Below are 18,001 nucleotides of genomic sequence, written 5' to 3'. Positions count from 1 at the left end.
TGATAAAATTACCATTATTAAATTAACTAAGTAATAAATATTAGCCTATTTTAAACAAAAAAACTCACACTACTCAAAGTGTGAGTTTTAAATCATTCTTTATTATTTTGATAAAAAAGTTTATTTCTTAAAAATTACTATTCAGACTTAAATAAATTTTTCTAATTCTTTAACCACTCCATCTTCTAAAAAAATTTTTTTATCAAACTGAAAATTTGTTTCAAAATCAAAGAAAACAGAAGAAACTATTAATTGGTTATTAGGTAAATATTTTTTAGTAATTTCTAACATTAGAGTAGCTACTTCTTCTTTCATTTCACTTGCTCTTGGAGAATCAATTATAAACGGAAGTTTTATTCCAAACTTAACTTCAACCAATTTAGTTAATGCAATTTTATAAGCTAATGATAACTGATGCATCTGTGTTCCTGATTTTCCTGCCATATCATTAGTTAAAATTATTTTTTTATCTTTGTATTCTTTCCCTATTTCTAAATCATTTAAAATAGGAAGCAATATTTCCCAAAATTCATCAATAGTTTTTTTTATTTCTTCATTTATAATTTTATTATTTTCTTTTATTTTTCTTCTATTAGAATCTTTAAGCAATTCTAATTCTTCTGCTGAAAAGTCATTGTTTTTTAATTTGCTAAAAAGTTTTGACAATTCATTGTTAGAATCTGTTTCTTCATTATCTTTCCTTATTTTTCTTATTTCAGTTTTTATTTTATTATTTTCTTTCTCTAAGTACACTATTTCTAATTCTATTTCATTTCTTTTCATTTCTAAAATATCATTGTTATAATCATATGACTTTAAGTTCTCTTTATTAACTACTATATCTTTTCCATTGTAATTGATAATAATATTCATATCTTCAATCTTTTTAGCAAAGTTTTCATTTTGAAATAAAATATCTTTTAAAATATCTAGTTCTCTTTTTTTTGAATAAATCTTTTGACTTAATATATTTTTTTCTTTTTCTAAATTTTTAATTGTATTAATAATTTCTTTTCTATTTTCTTCTGGAGTTTCATTGTAAATATAATTTTCTTTCATTACTTTTAATAAAAAGTTAGCTCTTTCTATTCCATTCTCAAGAGTTCTGTTTTCTAAAAAATAATTTTCAAATTCTACTTTGTTTTCAATATTTATAAGAAATTGTTCAATATTAAATCTAATTTTTCCTATAACTATACCTCTGTTCAATAAAGTCCAACCTTTTTCTTGATCTATGTAAAAACACCCCAGTAATGAACTAGATATATATTCATTTTTTATTCCTAAAACAATACTTAGCATAGGAATAGATTCTCCCAAATCATTAGCTTGAACAAGTTGTGTTGTATTGTTTCCATCTGTAATATATTGCTTTTGCCCATCTCTAATTAAAGAATATTTTTTATTATCATGTAAAACTTCTAGATTAGTTTTGTATTCATATATTTTCATTCCATCAGTTTGAGGAATTTTATAACCTAATGCATATAAAATAAATCTTATTAAAGTAGTTTTTCCTTGAGTATTTCCAGCATGACTAGTTATTAAAGTATTTTCTCCGAAATCATATACTGTTTTTCTAGGAAATAGGGTTAAATTTTTTTCTGAATGTTCTATTATTAATTTTGATATTTTCATATTTTCATCCCCTAATGTCAAATTCATCATATATTTTTCTAGCATCATTTTTTTTCAAATACATGTAGTAAGAGAAAAAATAATAAATAAGTTTAATTTCTTGTTCTTTGTAATTATCTGAGCATTTTATATATAAATATTCTTTTTCTTTAAAGGGGATAGATATATATTCAATAAATTCTTTGATATTATTTTTACTAGGCTTTCCCTTGCTTATAAAAAAATCCTCACTTAATTTTTGGAAATGCATATAAATTTCATAGTATTCCGAATAGTTTTCTATCATATCAATAATACTCACATCTTCTAGCAAGAACTCTATATCAGTTACATCTGAATCATCTAATTCTTTACTAAATTCTTCATTAAATTTATTAACTATTTTTTCTTGGTTTATTTTCTTTTTTATAAATGTCCATGCTACATTTTTTTTGGTAATTTTTTTTATACGATCACAACTATTTTCAGTAAACAATACTTTTAAAGCATCATAAATATTACTTTCAATGTCATTCAATGCTAACTTATTTATTATTTTTTTTAACTCTGGGATAATTTTAGATTGATTCAATAAAAAAGAATCATCTATTCTAGCCAAATAAAGCTTTTGATCTATAGTATAATTAACTTTTTTAGAAAAATCAGAAATTTCCTCATCTGAAAAATCTTCATATAAATTATAGATAAAATTTTCTTCTTCTCCTTTTTCTATTTTTTTATCTAATCTTTTTATTCCCTGAAAAAACATATTATTAGCTAGAATAAGTTTATTTACTTTTTCACCTTCTTTTTCAGCTACTTCAAGGGCTTCATATAGTGTTAAAATTCCTTTTTTAAATTTTTTTCCATCAAAACAAGTGGCTTTTGCTGGTTTTTCTTGAGTTTTTACTTGAATATAATCCTTAGTTTTATCATAATAATAAATTTCTATATCTTCTTTTTCTCCTTCAATTTTAACCCAATCAATTTCTTTATAATTTTCATCTTTAAAGAAAAAATATATTCCAAAATAACTTTGTAAAATGTACCCCTTTGCACTAGCTGTAGCCTGTCTTTTATTGTTCATAACTCACCTTTTCTTAAGTATATATTTTTATTTATAACTTGTAAATGATTTTATCCAATTTTTTTTATAAACTCTCTTATCTCTTCTAATAGCTTCTCATCTTTTTTGTATTTCTCATCATCACTCAGCTTTTCTAATTTACTTACAATCAATTCCATTACTTGTTTTTTTCCATTAATATCTAATTTACTAAATAATTTTAAAAAAAAGATATTAAAAGAATCCTCTTTTAATATTATATTAGTCATTTCATCTATTCTACTATAGATAGATTTAGGGATTTTTTCCTTACAATATGTTAATTCTAAAGCTTCTTTATCTTCTGAATAAATTATTGTTACTTTTTCTAAAAATTCTAAACTTGAAGGTCGAGTTCCATTTTCGATTTGTTGAATATAACTATGAGTTACTCCAGTTTTTTCAGCTAATTTTCTAAGGCTATCTTTGTTCTTTTTCCTTATTTTTTCTAACTCTTTTCCAAAACTCATTATTCTCACCTTAATTTTTATTTTTCATTATATTATAACTTATTTTCCATAAAAAGTAAAAAAAGATTGACATCGTATAGCTATCGATATACTATATTGATAATAAATTTTATAGAAATATAGTTTTAATACTAAGGAGATTGTTTTATGAAAAGAGCTAATGGAACTGGTAGTATAACCAAATTAACTGGAAATAGGCGTAATCCTTGGAGAGTAAGAATAGCAACTAAAAATTCTGATGGAAGAACCTACAGAGTTAATTTAGGATGCTATAAAACTAAAAAAGAAGCTGTAGAAGCTTTAGCAGCTTTTCAAACTAACCCAAGGGATTTATCTCTTGATAAACTTACTTTTAAAAATATATATGACAGATGGGTTGATTATGAATTCCCTCTATTAAGTAAGGAACGTCAATATGTGTATAAAAGAATGTTTGAAAAATGTTTTATTTTACACAATGTCAAATTTAAAGAATTGCGTCACACAGATTTTTCAATAATTCTAGATGAAAACACCCATTCAATAGGTATTGAAATAAAAAACTTATTTAGCAAAGTTTCTAAGTTTGCTATGAAAAATGACTTGATAGAAAAAGACTATAGCCTATTTTTAGAATACAGGAAAAAACATGAGGTTAAACGTGAAAAGAAAACATTTACTGATGAAGAAATACAAGAATTATGGAATAATTTATATAAACATGAAGAGGTAGATACAACACTCATTATGATTTATTCTGGATTGCGTATTGGTGAAATTATAGCTATGAAAAAAGAGAATGTTGATTTAGAAAGTGGAATTATCAAAGGAGCTGGAATAAAAACAGATGCTGGTAAAAAAAGAGTAGTTCCAATCCATTCAAAAATATATAGACTAATCCTCAATAGGTATAAAATGACTTCTAGTGAATATATTTTTGAGTTTCCAGGTAATACATATGGAGCAAAGCATCAACATTATAGAAGAGCTTTAGATAAATTAACAAAAGAATTAAAATTACACTATCACAGTGCCCATGATTGCAGGCATACCTTTGCTACACTTTTAAATAATGCTGATGCAAATACCACAGCAATTAAAAATATAATTGGCCATAGCAGCTTTGATCTTACTGAGCAAGTATACACACATAAAAGTATAGATGAACTCAAAAAAGCTATAGAAAAGATAAATTAATTTTATATGTTAAAATTTTTATCAACAATATATTAGTATTAAATATTAAATACTATAAAATTTTCTATTTGTGACCAACGCGTGACCACCCGAGAAAATTTCATGTAATTTTATACCCATTTTTATCTATTCATTTTCAAGGAATATAGATAGTTTGTTGTTTTTGAATTTTGTTATTTTATTACATTTTAATTTCTACGAACAAAAGCTCTCACTCTCAAGGGAGCTTTTGTTGTGTGTTTGAGAAAATTACTGAATAAAAAAGAGAAGTTTGGACCATTTAAAACTCTTTAAAAATAAGCCATATCAAAATAAATAGTACAAAATTAAATATTTATTAAATTACTTAGGTACCCAAAGTGTTTTTATCAAATAGAACAGAATATAAAAACCAGGAAGACATTAATCTTCCTGATTTTAAAAATGATTAATTAAAACTAATCACTACTTTATTTGGAATATTTCCAGGTTGACTAAGAGTAAGATTTAATCTTACTTTACTAATTTTAAAAGCATTATTTGCAAATCCAGTATATCCAGTACATTCATAAGTTGTATCATTCATAACAATACTAGTATCCCATGTCACATTTCCTTCACAAACATACCCAAGAGTTTTGGGAAAAGAAGTTATTGTATCTGCTTGAAAAATAACATCTCTTATAATATTTCCGATTTTAACATTTTTTAATACAATTTGTTGCATATTTATTACCTCCTATAAAAGTTACTTTTTCTCTAGAGATAACTCATCATAACACCTAAATTTAAAACATACCAAATATGTAAATTATCTAATATAAAAATTCTCCTTTAAAATTTTATTTGCTTCTTAAGATAACTATTTTATAATCACTGCAAAAATAAAAAATGCTTCTCAAAATATAATTTTTTAACTAGATACTTTAGAAACATTTTATTTAATCTTATATTAAGTTAATTCTCCTGAAATTAATTCTATAATCACCATTATTCCAAATATTACAATAGGAAGTATTACACTTAGTCCTACTCCTAAAAGTAATGACTTGGCTCTTTTAGGATATTTTTTATGAAAAATAACAAATAATATAATCCCTATTCCTGAACTTAAAAGACCAATCAGTAACCAACCTATACCACCTTTATCATTTATACTTATATCTTCAAATAATTTTTTATCAGGCTCAGATTTTATTTTTTCTTCTTTTTTAACTATTTCACTTCCATTTATTTCTATTCCTTTTTTACTTTCCCTAGAAAGTATCTCATAACATTTATTACAATATTCTTCCCCTCTATACATATTTACTTCTTTAAACCAAAAAAGTCTTTTGTTACATCTTTTACATCTTCCTTCCAAAAATAAACACCTCTTCTCTCCTAGTAATTCTTAATTGTATTTGTAGTTTAACAGAAATTGATTTGTGTTGTCTACTTAAAACAATACAATTTTCAAATAAAATTATATATAAGTCTCATTCCAAACAAGATTTAAAACCTTATATCTTTTTTTAAAACATCCTATATTCCTATTTTAAAGACATCAAATTTTCTTGTAACGAACTTAAAATTATGATAAAATTTATCATCAATTAGGAGGTCTTTTATGAATAAAAAATTTGATAAATTTCTTATTATACTTGGAATTATATTTACTTTCATTGCTATATTTTTACAAATTTTTGTAAGTATACATTTATTCAATATAAAAAAATATGTCTATTTTTCTTTTTATTTTATAATTTTTATATATTGGTTGAGAGATAAAGATTTTAAATTTAAATATTTTTTAATTTATACTCTCATCAGCTTTTATTTTAACTTTTCTCTCACAAATACCTTTTCTATAGTATTTACTAGAACACTTTTAGATTGTCTAGATATTTCAGATTTATTTCAAAATATATTAATAACACTAACTCTTGGAATCGTTAATACATTTATCACTTCTTTTATCTATCAATTTTTAAAGAAAAAATCATTGCGTTCAAACAATTTATAAATTTTATTCTAACTAGTGAAAATAATTTTTTCACTAGTTTTTTTATTTATTAAAATTAGAATTATCTATATCTTTATTTTCTATAATTTTAGAGATATTTTTAACAAAATATATAATACTTCTTAAAAAATATTTTTTGATTATCAAAATATTTGTTGACAAAATATTAAACTAATGATATTATAAAGATGACCCTTTCCTTGAAGTGTTACTGTATTTTAAATTTAACCAAATTTAGAAATAGGATCTGAGACTCCCAATGTCTTAGATCCTATTTCTAATTTACAGATATTTTATTTTATACTTGTGACCAACCACAACACTTATTATTTAATGATTTCTTTAATCTCTATCTATTTTTTATTCTTAGTTAACAGCAAAATTTATGCTGAAAATTAAGCTAATAAATTTTCCCCCAACTTTTTTAATTATTCTCTATTTATTGCTTCTGTTACTGTCCAAACTGTTTCTGTTCTCCCAACTAACCTTATTTGAACCAATCCTTGACTGCTGTCTACAATTTCAACTTCCAACCCTCCATCTAATGCTCCGCCCTCACCTGTTATCTGCAATTCTTTAATATATTTAATAAATTCTTTTTTATTGTTATTTCTTACATATTCCACAAGCTTAACCATTTGTTCCTTAGTTCTCGCAAAAAGATATCCATTCAATGTTGTTCCTTTAACAGAAGCATAAATATTCAAAGACAGCATAGCTAACATAAAGATTATTACAATTTTTTTCATAAAGCATTTCCTCCATAGATATTATTTTTAATTACATCATAAAGTAACAATATTTTTCTTTTCTATTTCTACTTCAAGAACTTTTATTTACTTTCATAATACTCTGGATAACTTACTTCTGCTATTCTTTTTATTACTTCAATTATTCTAATAGATGGTCTGACAGCTTCTCTGCTTATTGGATATATTTTTCTTTCTCTTACAGCTTTTATTATATTCCAATTTCCTCTATCAATAATTTCTTTTACTGGATCATCAACTTGATAAGTACTTGTAAATATTATATCTGGATTTCTTCTTGCTATAACTTCTAAACTTGGAATAAACCATCCGCTTTTATCATTAAATATATTTTCTACCCCTGCAATTTCTAACATTTCATTCATAAATACATCTTTGCCAAATGTATACATAGAAGGGAAGGGTGATATTTCAAAATATGCTTTCTTTTTATTTTTTATATTTTTACTTATTTCTTTTACTTCGTTTATTTCTTTTTCCATTTTAGAAATTATATTTTCTGCTTCAGATTTCCTTTCTGTCTTTTCTCCTATTTCTCTAATACAACTATAAATATCCTCTATACTTTTTATATCAGAAATATAAATTACATCTGTTCCCTTTTTCTTCATAAATTCAATAAAATCTTCTCTATCTGCTCTGTTAAATGTAGAAAGTATTATCAAGTCTGCTTTTAATGAGAAAATACTTTCAGTATCTATTTGATAAAAACTTACTTTTGGTATTTTCATATCATCTAACCCTTTTACATCAGAATTTTTATCCATTGCAATTATTTTATCTTTCAATCCTAATTCATAAAGTATTTCTGTTACTGATGGACTTCCAGATGCTATCCTGTTGTATTCTTTAGAAAAAGATGTAACTGAAAAAAGGAATAAAATTATTACTAAAAACTTTTTTATCATCATTATCACTTATCCTTTAATTTTAAAATAGACAGAGAAATCTCTGTCTATCTATTATATCATTTTATTATGCCATCCTAAAAATTATATTTAAATCCTGCATAATAACTTCTTCCATCTGCTGGATAGCATACTTTATATTGAGTATTAGATGTTACAATATTTGCATATTTTTTATCAAATAAATTTCTTATTCCTGTGTATATTTCTAAACCATTTTCAAAATTATATTTCAAGTTAGTATCAACTGTTATATAATCATTATCCTTACCTAATTTATTAGCAAAGTCATCAGTTGAATAAGTTTTGCTTGAGTAATATATATCTAAGTTTCCTAAAATATTATCAGTAAAGTTATATGTTGCTCCTAAATTAGCATTCCATCTTGGCACTCCAGCAAATTCTTTTCCATCATATTTTCCACTTGTTACTTTAGGTTGAATATATGAAATATTTTCTCTTAAAGTTAATCTATCAAAATAATGTTGTAGAGAAACTTGTCCCCCTATTCTCCTTACTTTTCCATCAAAGTTAGTATTTTTTCCATATTTTCCATAATCTTTATCTGTAGGATCTTTTTTCAAATAAATTTCATTATCTGTATCAATTAAAAATATAGAAGAAGAAATATATGTATTTTTATACATATCTTTTACTCCAAGTTCATATGCTTTTGTTTCTTGCACATCAATATCTCCATACCATGCTCCTAAATCATCTGCATTTGGAGTTCTAAATCCTTGTGTAAAACTTAAATAAATACTACCTGTATCAGAATACAAATAATTTGCTGCTAATTCATAGGCATCACTTGAAAATTTCTTTTTTATTTTAATATCTGGTTGTGAAAACTCAAAATAATCAAAATCACTTCTCTCTTTTCTATATCCCTGAGTAAATTGGAATTGCCCAACTGTTGTTTTATTTAAAATATACCCTCCATATGATTCTTTTTCTTTATCTGGATTTTTAGATACTCTATCTTCTACTTTCCCATTTTTATAATCTCCACCCAAAATCACATAACTATCTTTTCCATAAGTATATTTTAATTGTGGTTTTATATAGTATTGAGTTATTAAATTTCTTTTATTTTCATTGTATGCAGTTGGATAATATGTTGCTTTATATCTATAATCATTCTCTGTATATCCTCCATAAATCAGAAAAGATAATTTATCAGATAATTTTTTATTATATGTCAAAGTATATTCATTTGATATATTTTTATATTTTCCTCCTGATGCTCCATGTTGTTTTATACTGTCATCAAATTTTTCTTTTGTTAAATAATCACTGTAGCTATCTTCTACTTTGTTATAATTATATCTCATTTCCAAATATCCATCATCAAGCAGATATCTACCTCTTAGCCAAAGCGATTTCTTTGTATCTCCATCTTTATAGTCAGGATGAGGAGTTCTATATCCATCTCCCTCAGTATATGTATATGAAGTATCCAACAAAAATTTATCTCCTATTTTAGTTCCATAATTTACAGTTCCTTTTCTTGTGTTCCACGACCCTGCTTCCATATTTACACTACCATAATTTTTCTTATCTTGAGGAAGTTTTGTAATGATATTTATCACTCCACCAGTAGCTCCATCTCCATACATTACAGCTCCACCTGAAGGAATTACTTCTATCTTCTCTATTTGATCAATAGGAATTTGACTTGTAAAATATCTTCCTTCTATATTATTCAAAGGAACTCCATCTAAAAGTACAAGCGTGTTACTTCCTGCTGTAGCTCCTGATCCTCTCATATCAAATACTGGATCGGAACCATCCATTGATCTTATATCTAACCCCGGAACTCCTCTAAGAGCTTCTGCCACTGTGCTGGCTCCCTTATTCTGGATATCTTCCTGAGTTACAATAGTTACATTTTTAGCAGTATCCAATACACTTGTTTCAAAATTCTCTGTAGAAATAACTGATTCATTTAATCTCTGACTGGCTATATTTTCCTCTGCCATTATTGTTGTACTCACTGTTAGTATTGCTGCTGCCATTAAAACTTTTTTCATTTTTCCTCCCAGACTTTATTTAAAATTTAATTTCTTTAATATTTTATCCTGACATTCTACCTTTTTCTCTAAATCCTCAACATCATAATATATAAACTCATATACCACCCAATCCAATGGCAGACTTTCCAATATTTCTATTATTCTTCCATCTTCAAAAGGAAGATGTTGATCTATTTGACTTACATGACTGTATATATTTTTTAAAGTTTTTTCTCTCTCAGCTTCTGAACTTTTATGTTTTTCTATAGCTTCTGTAAAATATTTTCCTGAAAGAGAAAAGTTCAGATGAACTCCCTTTATATACTTTTTCAATTCTCCCATTTCAGCAATATTTTTCTCAATATACTCTATTCCTTCATCAACTGTTCTAAGCTTAAGTTCATTATTCAGCATATGCCCTGTATCAAGCATGAAGCCAATATTTTCATAGTTTATATTTTCCAACAGAAATTCTATCTCTTCTCTTGAAGTCAATCTAAGACCTGGCCACCATAAATTTTCTAATAGAAGTTTAAACTTATATTTTTTCTCTCCAAAAACTTCATTCACCAGATCAACAACATTTTGAAGAACCTCTTTATCTGAATATTGAAATTCATATATTAAACTTCCTTCATCATCTACATAGCATGCATGAAATACAACATATTCTGCTTCAAGTTTATCTGCTGTTTCTAATTCTTTTTTATAGTACTCAATTAATTCCTCTCTGGTAGTTCCACCACACCAGTAAAATATTTCCTGATTCTCTTTAAATTTTTCTTTGAGCATCTCATATTTTCCCTGATATAGATCCAGCCACATTGGAAAAAATCTCATATGATAACCTCTTATCAATTTTTTCAATGGAGCATTGTCCTTTTCTAGATTAAATTTTATAAGCTCAAAGCCATTAAAATTATACTTATCACAATAATATTTCATCATTTTTTCATTTTCTTCATTAGTATAAAAATCTGTTATATTAAGAATTTTCCTCATCAAAAACCTCCAAATAAAAAATCCAATAAAATAGTCTGCCTACCTTACTGGATAAATATATCAAAATATACTTTTATCTATTGGTAAGTCTCCTGACTCAGAATCTTTCTACTTTCACACCTTCCCAGTTTCCCAGTGGCACACGTGATTTCGTCCTCTATACAGTAGCTTTCGCTGTGTGGGGTTCACACCCATCTTCCTCTATTAAGCTTAAATAAGCACCTTATTTTTATTTCTCTGTTTGTTTATCAACTTTATGATATAATTTTTAGACATTTTTGTCAATCTCTTTAGAATTACATTCAAATATTAAAAGTTTTATTTCCTATTCATATATTTTTTAGCTGTTGAAATTATACACAAAACTATGATACCATCTAATTGAAAGAAAATAATAATAGAGGTGTATTATGCATAAAAAAATTATGATACAAGGAACTGGTTCATCTGTTGGAAAGAGCATTATAACTGCTGGATTATGCAGAATATTTGCTCAAGATGGATACAGAGTTTCTCCTTTTAAATCTCAAAATATGGCTCTCAACTCATTTGTAGATATAGACGGATTAGAAATGGGAAGAGCTCAGGTAGTACAGGCTGAAGCTGCTATGGAACTTCCAAGAGTTTTTATGAATCCCATACTTTTAAAACCAAACTCAGATAATAATTCCCAAATTATTATTGAAGGAATCCCAAATACAAATATGAATGCTGTAGATTATTTTTCAAATTCTAAAGAATTGAAAGTTATAGCAAAAAGAAATTATGATATAATAGAAAATAATTTTGATATTGGAGTGTTAGAGGGTGGAGGAAGCCCAGCTGAAATTAATCTTAGAAAATGGGATCTGGTAAATATGGGAATGGCTGAACTCGTAGATGCTCCTGTTATTTTAGTTGGAAATATTGAAACTGGTGGAGTCTTTGCTTCACTGTATGGAACCATTGCCTTACTTGATGAAAATGACAGAAAAAGAATAAAAGGGGTTATAATAAATAAATTCAGAGGTGATCTGGAACTTTTAAAACCAGGTATAGGTATGTTTGAAAAGAAATTAAAAGATGAAGGGCTGAATATAAAAGTATTAGGTGTAGTTCCATATGAAAAGCTGGATATTGAAGAAGAGGATGTTCTGGCTAAAAAGTTAACTACTAATACAAATGAAAAAAGAGATATAAACATCAGTGTAATAAGAACTAATAAAATGTCTAACTACACTGACTTTGATGCTTTAAGCCAATATCCTGATGTAGCTCTGAATTATGTATATAGGCCTGAACAGCTTGGAGACGAGGATATAATTATTCTTCCAGGAAGTAAAAATACTCTTTCTGATCTTGAACTACTGAAAGCTAATGGTATTTTTGATAAAATAAAAAAACTATACTCTGCTGGAACTACTGTAATAGGTATATGTGGTGGATTTCAAATGATGGGAAAAGAGATATTTGATCCTCACCATATTGAAAGCGACATCGAGAAAACTGAAGGTTTTGGAATAATGGATACTGTTACTACAATGGAAAAAATGAAATATACAAAACAGGTAGAAAAAACTCTTTCTGATTCTAAGTGTGGTCTACTAGCCGATTGTGAAGGGCTTCATATAAAAGGTTATGAAATTCATCAGGGAATTACACATGGAAGTGAAAAAAATCTTACTTTGGAAAGCGACTACACTGTTCTTGCAAAAAATAATGCCTTCGGAACATACATTCATGGAATCTTTGATAACAGCAAATTCACCAGAACATTTTTAAATAATATCAGAAAGAAAAAAGGATTAAATCCATTGAATGAACTTTTTGAATTTTCTGAATTTAAAGAAAATGAATATGATAAATTAGCTGATTTACTTAGAAATAATTTGGATATAGATGCAATATATAATATTTTAAAATAATTTTTTATTGACATATCTGCTTTTTTTTAGTAGTATAACTTAGATAAAAAGTAAAACTGGGGGAAATAAAATGTTATTGAGGCATGAAAGGCATGGTATATCTAACTTATAAAACTAATATTCCACTTTCAATGGCTGACTGATTTATTTCTTTTGGAAAAGATTAAAGATACAATTTTTATCTTTATGAGCATAAAAAAGTTTTTTAGCCAATAGTATATCTATTGGCTTTTTTATTAAAATCAAGCTGGTCATTTATTTGGCTGGCTTTTTATATTAAAATTAATTTCAAGGGGGAATTTTTTATGGAAAACTATGGATTTTTATCTATATTGCCTATTATAATAGCAGTAGCTATGGCAATAAAAACCAAAAATGTAATTTTATCACTTTTCAGCAGTGTCTTTTTAGGGGCTCTTATACTATTAAATTATAATCCTCTTCTTACAACAAAAACATTGATGACAGATTATTTTGTAAAACAACTGACTGACAGTTACAATGCTGGAGTCATTGTTTTAATGATATTCATAGGTGGATTTATTGAACTTATGATGAGATCTGGAGGAGCCTATGCTTTTGCTCAAAGTGTTGGTAAGTATATCAATTCAAAGACTAAAGCTCAGCTTTCAGCTTACCTTGCAGGAATAATTATTTTCTTTTCTGATTTAGGAACTCCTTTAATTGTAGGACCAATATTTGCTCCATTTTTCAAAAAACTAAAGATCTCTAAAGAAAAACTTGCTTTTATACTTGATACTACTTCATCACCTGTAGCAGTATTAGTTCCTTTTATAGGGTGGGGAGTTTTTATCATTGGGCTTCTTCAAAAAGAGTTTGAAAATTTAAATTTAAATCTTTCAGACTATGAAAGTTTTGTGAAATCAATTCCATTTAACACATATCCTCTTCTTGCTCTTACTATTGTTCCTGCTCTAGCTCTTATGAAGCTGGATTTTGGACCTATGAAAAAAGCTGAAGATGATATATTTAATGAGAGAGAACTTGAAGTTCTTGAGAAAAAAGAGTATATTGTAGAAAATGCTAAACCTATCTATGTATGGCTACCTATATTAGTACTTTTAATTACACTATTTTCTATGCTTGGATTTGATTTCATGTTTAAAAGATTTTCTGGAAGTGAATTCAGAGCTGCATTAAGCAGTGGATATCTTTATGCAGCTATTGTTCTTTCTGTTATGATGATTATAAACAAAAGTAAAACTTTTGATGAAATATTTTCAATATACCTAAATGGTATAAATAAAATGACTCAAATAGCAATTATTTTAATACTTGCATGGTCTTTAGGAACTATTAATAAAAATCTTGGTTCTGCAGATTATATTGTTCATTTTATAAAAAGTATAAACCTTAATTCAGGTTTTATTCCAATGATAGCTTTTCTTCTTGGATGTATAATATCGTTTTCTACTGGAAGTTCTTGGGGAACATATAGTATAATGATTCCTATAGTTATACCTATGGCTGTTGCACTTAATGCTCCATTATATGTAACTATTGGTTCTATATTATCTGGTGGTCTATTTGGAGACCATGTTTCACCAATATCTGATACAACTATATTGGCTTCTGCTGGTTCTGGATGCAGTCATATTGAACACGTAAAAACTCAATTCTACTATGCATCTATCAACGGAATAATCTCTATGGGAACTTTCCTTATAGGTGGATTCTTCCAGAGTTATCTGGTTCTTGCAGCTGCTATTGTTTTACAGCTTACAATTTTAACAGTTATAAAAATAAAACAGGTAAATAAATAATTTTTAAGGAGATGTTATAATGCAATTTTTTTCAGGAAGATTCAAAGAAAAGGCAAGTCATCTTATTCTTGACTTTCATTCATCAATAAACTTTGATAAGAGACTTTACAAATATGATATTATGGGAAGCATTGCTCATGTAAGAGGGCTTGGTAAACAAGGAATAATACCTGTTTCAGACTGTGAACTTATAGAAAAAACACTTAGAGAGATACTAAATGACATTGAAGAGGGGAAAATTACTTTCTCAATAGAATATGAAGATATTCATATGAATATCGAAAAAATACTTATAGATAGAATTGGAGATGTAGGAAAAAAACTTCATACTGGAAGAAGCAGAAACGATCAGGTTGCTTTAGATATGAAATTATTTACAAAAGATGAAATAGTAAAAGTACAGGCACAGCTTCTTGATCTGCTTGAAATAATAAATGGAATTGCTAAAGAAAATATATCTACATATATGCCTGGATTCACTCATCTGCAAAAAGCTCAACCAGTTTCTTTTTCTCACTATATTTTAGCTTATGCTGAAATGTTCAGAAGAGATTTTATCAGACTTAAAAATGCTGCTGCTTTAGCTGATACATCACCACTTGGATCTGCTGCTCTAGCTGGAACTACTTATCCTTTGGACAGAAATTTCACAAGTTCTATACTTGGATTCTCTTCTCCTACTTGGAACAGTATGGACAGTGTAAGTGACAGAGATTACCTGATTGAAATAATGAATGCTTTTGCACTTATTATGGTACACCTTTCTCGTTTCTGTGAAGAAATAATAATCTATAGTTCTAATGACTTTGGCTACATAGAATTAAGTGATTCTTTCTCTACTGGAAGCAGTATAATGCCTCAAAAGAAAAATCCTGACGCTGCTGAACTTATAAGAGGAAAAAGCGGAAGAGTTTTTGGAGATTTAATGGCTCTACTTACAACTATGAAAGGAATTCCTCTTGCATATAATAAAGATATGCAGGAAGACAAAGAAAACTTCTTTGACAGCCTTGATACAGTAAAAGGGTGTCTGGCTGTATTCAATGGAATGATTCACACTATGACTGTAAAAAAAGAGAGACTTCTGGCAGCTGCTGCTCAAGGATTTATCAATGCAACAGATGTAGCTGATTATCTGACTGAAAAGGGAATGAGCTTCAGAGATGCCTATAAAATAGTTGGAGGTATGGTTGCTTACTGTATTGACAACAATACTACTTTCGAAGAAATTTCAATAAAAACTTACAAAGAATTTTCTCCTTTATTTGACAAAGATATCTATGAAATGATTTCTATCAAAAACTGTGTGGAAAAACGTTGTACTCTTGGAGGACCTGGAAAAGAGAGCATCAATGCACATATAAAATTCCTAGATGAATTTATTACTGAATCTGAAAGTATAGTTACAGATTATAAATTAAACGATATATTATAAAGTTAAATAAGAGGTTGACTAAAAAGTTAAAATAAATTTTAGAAGTTAAAAAAATAGAAGTAACACTTTTTTAATGAAGTGAATTTATTATTTCTAGTTTTATAAGCAAAATTAACTGCAAATCTTTCTGCTGAAAAAATTCTAAAATTATATTTCTAACTACAAGCCAACCTCTTTTTACAATATCATAATAAATGTTCCTATTGTTATAAATATTCCCCCTAAAACAGTTTTTAATGTAACTGCCTCTTTCAATATCATAAAAGCCATTATCATAGTTATAACCACACTGAATTTATCCACTGGAACAACTTTTGAAGCTTCCCCTATCTGTAGAGCCTTGTAATAAAACAGCCATGAAAATCCAGTTGCCATTCCTGACAATATTAAAAATATCCAGCTTTTCTGCCCTATATTTCCTATCTGATTTTGAGTCCCAGTAACAAATACCATTCCCCATGCCATAAACAATACCACAACTGTCCTTATAGCTGTTGCCAGATTAGAATTTATTCCCTCTATCCCTATCTTTGCAAAAATAGATGTAAGTGCTGCAAATACTGCTGACAGCAATGCAAATATAAACCACATTTCCTTTCCTCCTGTATAATTTTTTAATATACCTTTTAATTCTATTCTTTATATATAAAAAAATCAATAGTTTTGTGTAAATACAGTGTTAATTCCCTTTTCACTTTCTTTTTACTTCAAATTAAAACTTCATTAACATCTATATTTTAAACTAGAAAAAATATAAAAATACAAATTATATGTATGGAGGAAAATAATGAAAAAATTTTTAACTATTCTTTTTGCAGGACTTTTATTGACAAGCTGCCAGTCTAAAGAAAGCAGTTCTTCTCAAAAACCAAAAGAAATCAATGTCTACACTGCTCTTGAAAATGAACAAATACCTGTATTCCTTGAAAATTTTAAAAAACATCATCCTGATATCAAATTAAATATAACTCGTGATTCAACTGGTGTCCTTATCACAAAAATCTTGGCTGAAAAGGATAATCCTCAAGCTGATGTAGTATGGGGAACTGCTGCTACTGGACTTCTTATGCTGGACAAAGAAAATCTTTTAAAACCTTATGCTCCAAAAGGACTTGAAAAAGTTGATCCTAAATTTAAAGACTCTGCTGAAAAACCTGTATGGGTAGGAAATAATGCTTGGATGGCAACTTTTGCAGTAAATAAAACTGAGCTTGAAAAACTTGGGCTTCCTATTCCCAGAACTTATGAAGATCTTCTGAATCCAGGATATAAAGGGCTAATTTCTATGCCCCATCCTGCTTCATCAGGTACTGGATTCCTTGCCATAGCAGGATTTATGCAGGTAATGGGAGAAAAAGAAGCATGGGAGTATATGAAAAAACTTCATGAAAATATGGGGGTATATACTCATTCAGGTTCAAAACCTGCTAAACAGGCTGCCAGTGGAGAATATCCAATTGGAATCTCTTATGATTACCCTAGTGTAAAACTTATGAATGAAGGAAACCCTATTGAAGTAGTCTTTCCAGCTGAGGGTTCTGGTTGGGATTCAGAAGCTAATGCCCTTATCAACAAAAAAGATATAAAAGAGGAATCAAAAATATTTCTGGACTGGGCTATCTCAGAAGAAATGATGAAGCTCTATGGTACTCAATATGCTATAACAAGCATTGATATCAACAACCCTATTCCAAATGGCTACCCTTCTGACCCTGTAAGCCATCTGGTAAAAAATGATTTTAAATGGCTTGCAGAAAACAAAAATACTATTTTAGATAAATGGAGTGAAAAATTTGGTGCAAAAGCTGAACAAAAATAGAAATATCCTGAT

General features: G+C 27.5%; 15 protein-coding genes and 1 riboswitch. Of the genes, 5 read left to right on the top strand and 10 right to left on the bottom strand.

What is annotated here, in order from left to right:
• Positions 1-147: 147 nt before the first annotated feature.
• From E0E45_RS03240 to E0E45_RS03230, 3 genes are read right to left on the bottom strand one after another with little or no spacing between them, the layout of a single operon-like run.
• On the bottom strand, positions 148-1,638 hold the full coding sequence (locus E0E45_RS03240; RefSeq protein ID WP_130889831.1) for a hypothetical protein: 1,491 nt from the start codon (positions 1,636-1,638) through the stop codon (positions 148-150).
• Between the two features lie 4 nt (positions 1,639-1,642).
• Entirely contained in the window at positions 1,643-2,704 is a 1,062-nt protein-coding gene (locus E0E45_RS03235) for a hypothetical protein (RefSeq protein ID WP_130889830.1), read from the bottom strand.
• Positions 2,705-2,754: 50 nt separating this feature from the next.
• Complete coding sequence (locus E0E45_RS03230; protein ID WP_130889829.1) at positions 2,755-3,192, bottom strand: helix-turn-helix domain-containing protein; 438 nt, start codon at positions 3,190-3,192, stop codon at positions 2,755-2,757.
• A 147-nt stretch (positions 3,193-3,339) separates the two neighbouring features.
• On the opposite strand from E0E45_RS03230, the gene E0E45_RS03225 reads away from it, so the two are divergent.
• On the top strand, positions 3,340-4,368 hold the full coding sequence (locus tag E0E45_RS03225; RefSeq protein WP_130889828.1) for a tyrosine-type recombinase/integrase: 1,029 nt from the start codon (positions 3,340-3,342) through the stop codon (positions 4,366-4,368).
• A 427-nt stretch (positions 4,369-4,795) separates the two neighbouring features.
• On the opposite strand, the gene E0E45_RS03220 is transcribed toward E0E45_RS03225, so the two are convergent.
• The 6 genes from E0E45_RS03220 to E0E45_RS03190 all read right to left on the bottom strand — a co-directional run bounded on the left by E0E45_RS03220 (position 4,796) and on the right by E0E45_RS03190 (position 11,047).
• Positions 4,796-5,074 carry a hypothetical protein gene (locus E0E45_RS03220; protein WP_130889827.1) on the bottom strand — a complete coding sequence of 93 codons (279 nt, stop codon included), beginning with the start codon at positions 5,072-5,074 and terminating at the stop codon, positions 4,796-4,798.
• 225 nt (positions 5,075-5,299) lie between these two features.
• Entirely contained in the window at positions 5,300-5,710 is a 411-nt protein-coding gene (locus tag E0E45_RS03215) for a hypothetical protein (protein WP_130889826.1), read from the bottom strand.
• Between the two features lie 1,070 nt (positions 5,711-6,780).
• Positions 6,781-7,101 carry a hypothetical protein gene (locus tag E0E45_RS03205; RefSeq protein ID WP_130889824.1) on the bottom strand — a complete coding sequence of 107 codons (321 nt, stop codon included), beginning with the start codon at positions 7,099-7,101 and terminating at the stop codon, positions 6,781-6,783.
• An 83-nt stretch (positions 7,102-7,184) separates the two neighbouring features.
• On the bottom strand, positions 7,185-8,033 hold the full coding sequence (locus E0E45_RS03200; RefSeq protein WP_232044045.1) for an ABC transporter substrate-binding protein: 849 nt from the start codon (positions 8,031-8,033) through the stop codon (positions 7,185-7,187).
• A gap of 74 nt (positions 8,034-8,107) precedes the next feature.
• Positions 8,108-10,063, bottom strand: coding sequence for a TonB-dependent receptor family protein (locus tag E0E45_RS03195; RefSeq protein WP_130889823.1), 1,956 nt, complete (start codon positions 10,061-10,063; stop codon positions 8,108-8,110).
• Positions 10,064-10,078: 15 nt separating this feature from the next.
• Positions 10,079-11,047 (bottom strand): TIM barrel protein, encoded by a 969-nt coding sequence (locus tag E0E45_RS03190; protein ID WP_130889822.1) that lies wholly within the window; start codon positions 11,045-11,047, stop codon positions 10,079-10,081.
• Positions 11,048-11,111: 64 nt separating this feature from the next.
• A riboswitch (cobalamin riboswitch) is annotated at positions 11,112-11,288 on the bottom strand.
• A 169-nt stretch (positions 11,289-11,457) separates the two neighbouring features.
• Here E0E45_RS03190 and E0E45_RS03185 point away from each other — a divergent pair.
• From E0E45_RS03185 to argH, 3 genes are all read left to right on the top strand, one after another.
• A complete protein-coding gene (locus E0E45_RS03185; RefSeq protein ID WP_130889821.1) occupies positions 11,458-12,951 on the top strand; it encodes a cobyric acid synthase in 1,494 nt (497 codons plus the stop codon).
• Positions 12,952-13,256: 305 nt separating this feature from the next.
• Entirely contained in the window at positions 13,257-14,735 is a 1,479-nt protein-coding gene (locus E0E45_RS03180) for a Na+/H+ antiporter NhaC family protein (protein WP_130889820.1), read from the top strand.
• Between the two features lie 19 nt (positions 14,736-14,754).
• On the top strand, positions 14,755-16,170 hold the full coding sequence (gene argH / locus E0E45_RS03175; RefSeq protein ID WP_130889819.1) for an argininosuccinate lyase: 1,416 nt from the start codon (positions 14,755-14,757) through the stop codon (positions 16,168-16,170).
• 177 nt (positions 16,171-16,347) lie between these two features.
• Here argH and E0E45_RS03170 read toward each other — a convergent pair whose 3' ends face one another.
• Positions 16,348-16,761: an EamA family transporter gene (locus E0E45_RS03170; protein WP_130889818.1), complete on the bottom strand. Its 414-nt coding sequence runs from the start codon at positions 16,759-16,761 to the stop codon at positions 16,348-16,350.
• A gap of 196 nt (positions 16,762-16,957) precedes the next feature.
• On the opposite strand from E0E45_RS03170, the gene E0E45_RS03165 reads away from it, so the two are divergent.
• Positions 16,958-17,989, top strand: a complete 1,032-nt coding sequence (locus E0E45_RS03165) for a putative 2-aminoethylphosphonate ABC transporter substrate-binding protein (protein WP_130889817.1) — start codon at positions 16,958-16,960, stop codon at positions 17,987-17,989.
• Positions 17,990-18,001 lie beyond the last annotated feature (12 nt).

Origin of the sequence: Fusobacterium ulcerans ATCC 49185, assembly GCF_900683735.1 — a bacterium.
Taxonomy (GTDB): Bacteria; Fusobacteriota; Fusobacteriia; order Fusobacteriales; family Fusobacteriaceae; genus Fusobacterium_A; species Fusobacterium_A ulcerans_A.
This window is presented reverse-complemented; position numbering and strand designations above follow the sequence as displayed.

What these genes read in the sequence shown, in the direction of transcription:
- E0E45_RS03240 (WP_130889831.1), bottom strand. Translation starts at nt 1,638, where the DNA reads ATGAAAATATCAAAATTAATAATAGAACATTCAGAAAAAAATTTAACC.
- E0E45_RS03200 (WP_232044045.1), bottom strand. Translation starts at nt 8,033, where the DNA reads ATGATGATAAAAAAGTTTTTAGTAATAATTTTATTCCTTTTTTCAGTT.
- E0E45_RS03185 (WP_130889821.1), top strand. Translation starts at nt 11,458, where the DNA reads ATGCATAAAAAAATTATGATACAAGGAACTGGTTCATCTGTTGGAAAG.
- E0E45_RS03235 (WP_130889830.1), bottom strand. Translation starts at nt 2,704, where the DNA reads ATGAACAATAAAAGACAGGCTACAGCTAGTGCAAAGGGGTACATTTTA.
- E0E45_RS03180 (WP_130889820.1), top strand. Translation starts at nt 13,257, where the DNA reads ATGGAAAACTATGGATTTTTATCTATATTGCCTATTATAATAGCAGTA.
- E0E45_RS03230 (WP_130889829.1), bottom strand. Translation starts at nt 3,192, where the DNA reads ATGAGTTTTGGAAAAGAGTTAGAAAAAATAAGGAAAAAGAACAAAGAT.
- E0E45_RS03195 (WP_130889823.1), bottom strand. Translation starts at nt 10,063, where the DNA reads ATGAAAAAAGTTTTAATGGCAGCAGCAATACTAACAGTGAGTACAACA.
- E0E45_RS03225 (WP_130889828.1), top strand. Translation starts at nt 3,340, where the DNA reads ATGAAAAGAGCTAATGGAACTGGTAGTATAACCAAATTAACTGGAAAT.
- E0E45_RS03170 (WP_130889818.1), bottom strand. Translation starts at nt 16,761, where the DNA reads ATGTGGTTTATATTTGCATTGCTGTCAGCAGTATTTGCAGCACTTACA.
- E0E45_RS03190 (WP_130889822.1), bottom strand. Translation starts at nt 11,047, where the DNA reads ATGAGGAAAATTCTTAATATAACAGATTTTTATACTAATGAAGAAAAT.
- E0E45_RS03220 (WP_130889827.1), bottom strand. Translation starts at nt 5,074, where the DNA reads ATGCAACAAATTGTATTAAAAAATGTTAAAATCGGAAATATTATAAGA.
- argH (WP_130889819.1), top strand. Translation starts at nt 14,755, where the DNA reads ATGCAATTTTTTTCAGGAAGATTCAAAGAAAAGGCAAGTCATCTTATT.
- E0E45_RS03165 (WP_130889817.1), top strand. Translation starts at nt 16,958, where the DNA reads ATGAAAAAATTTTTAACTATTCTTTTTGCAGGACTTTTATTGACAAGC.
- E0E45_RS03205 (WP_130889824.1), bottom strand. Translation starts at nt 7,101, where the DNA reads ATGAAAAAAATTGTAATAATCTTTATGTTAGCTATGCTGTCTTTGAAT.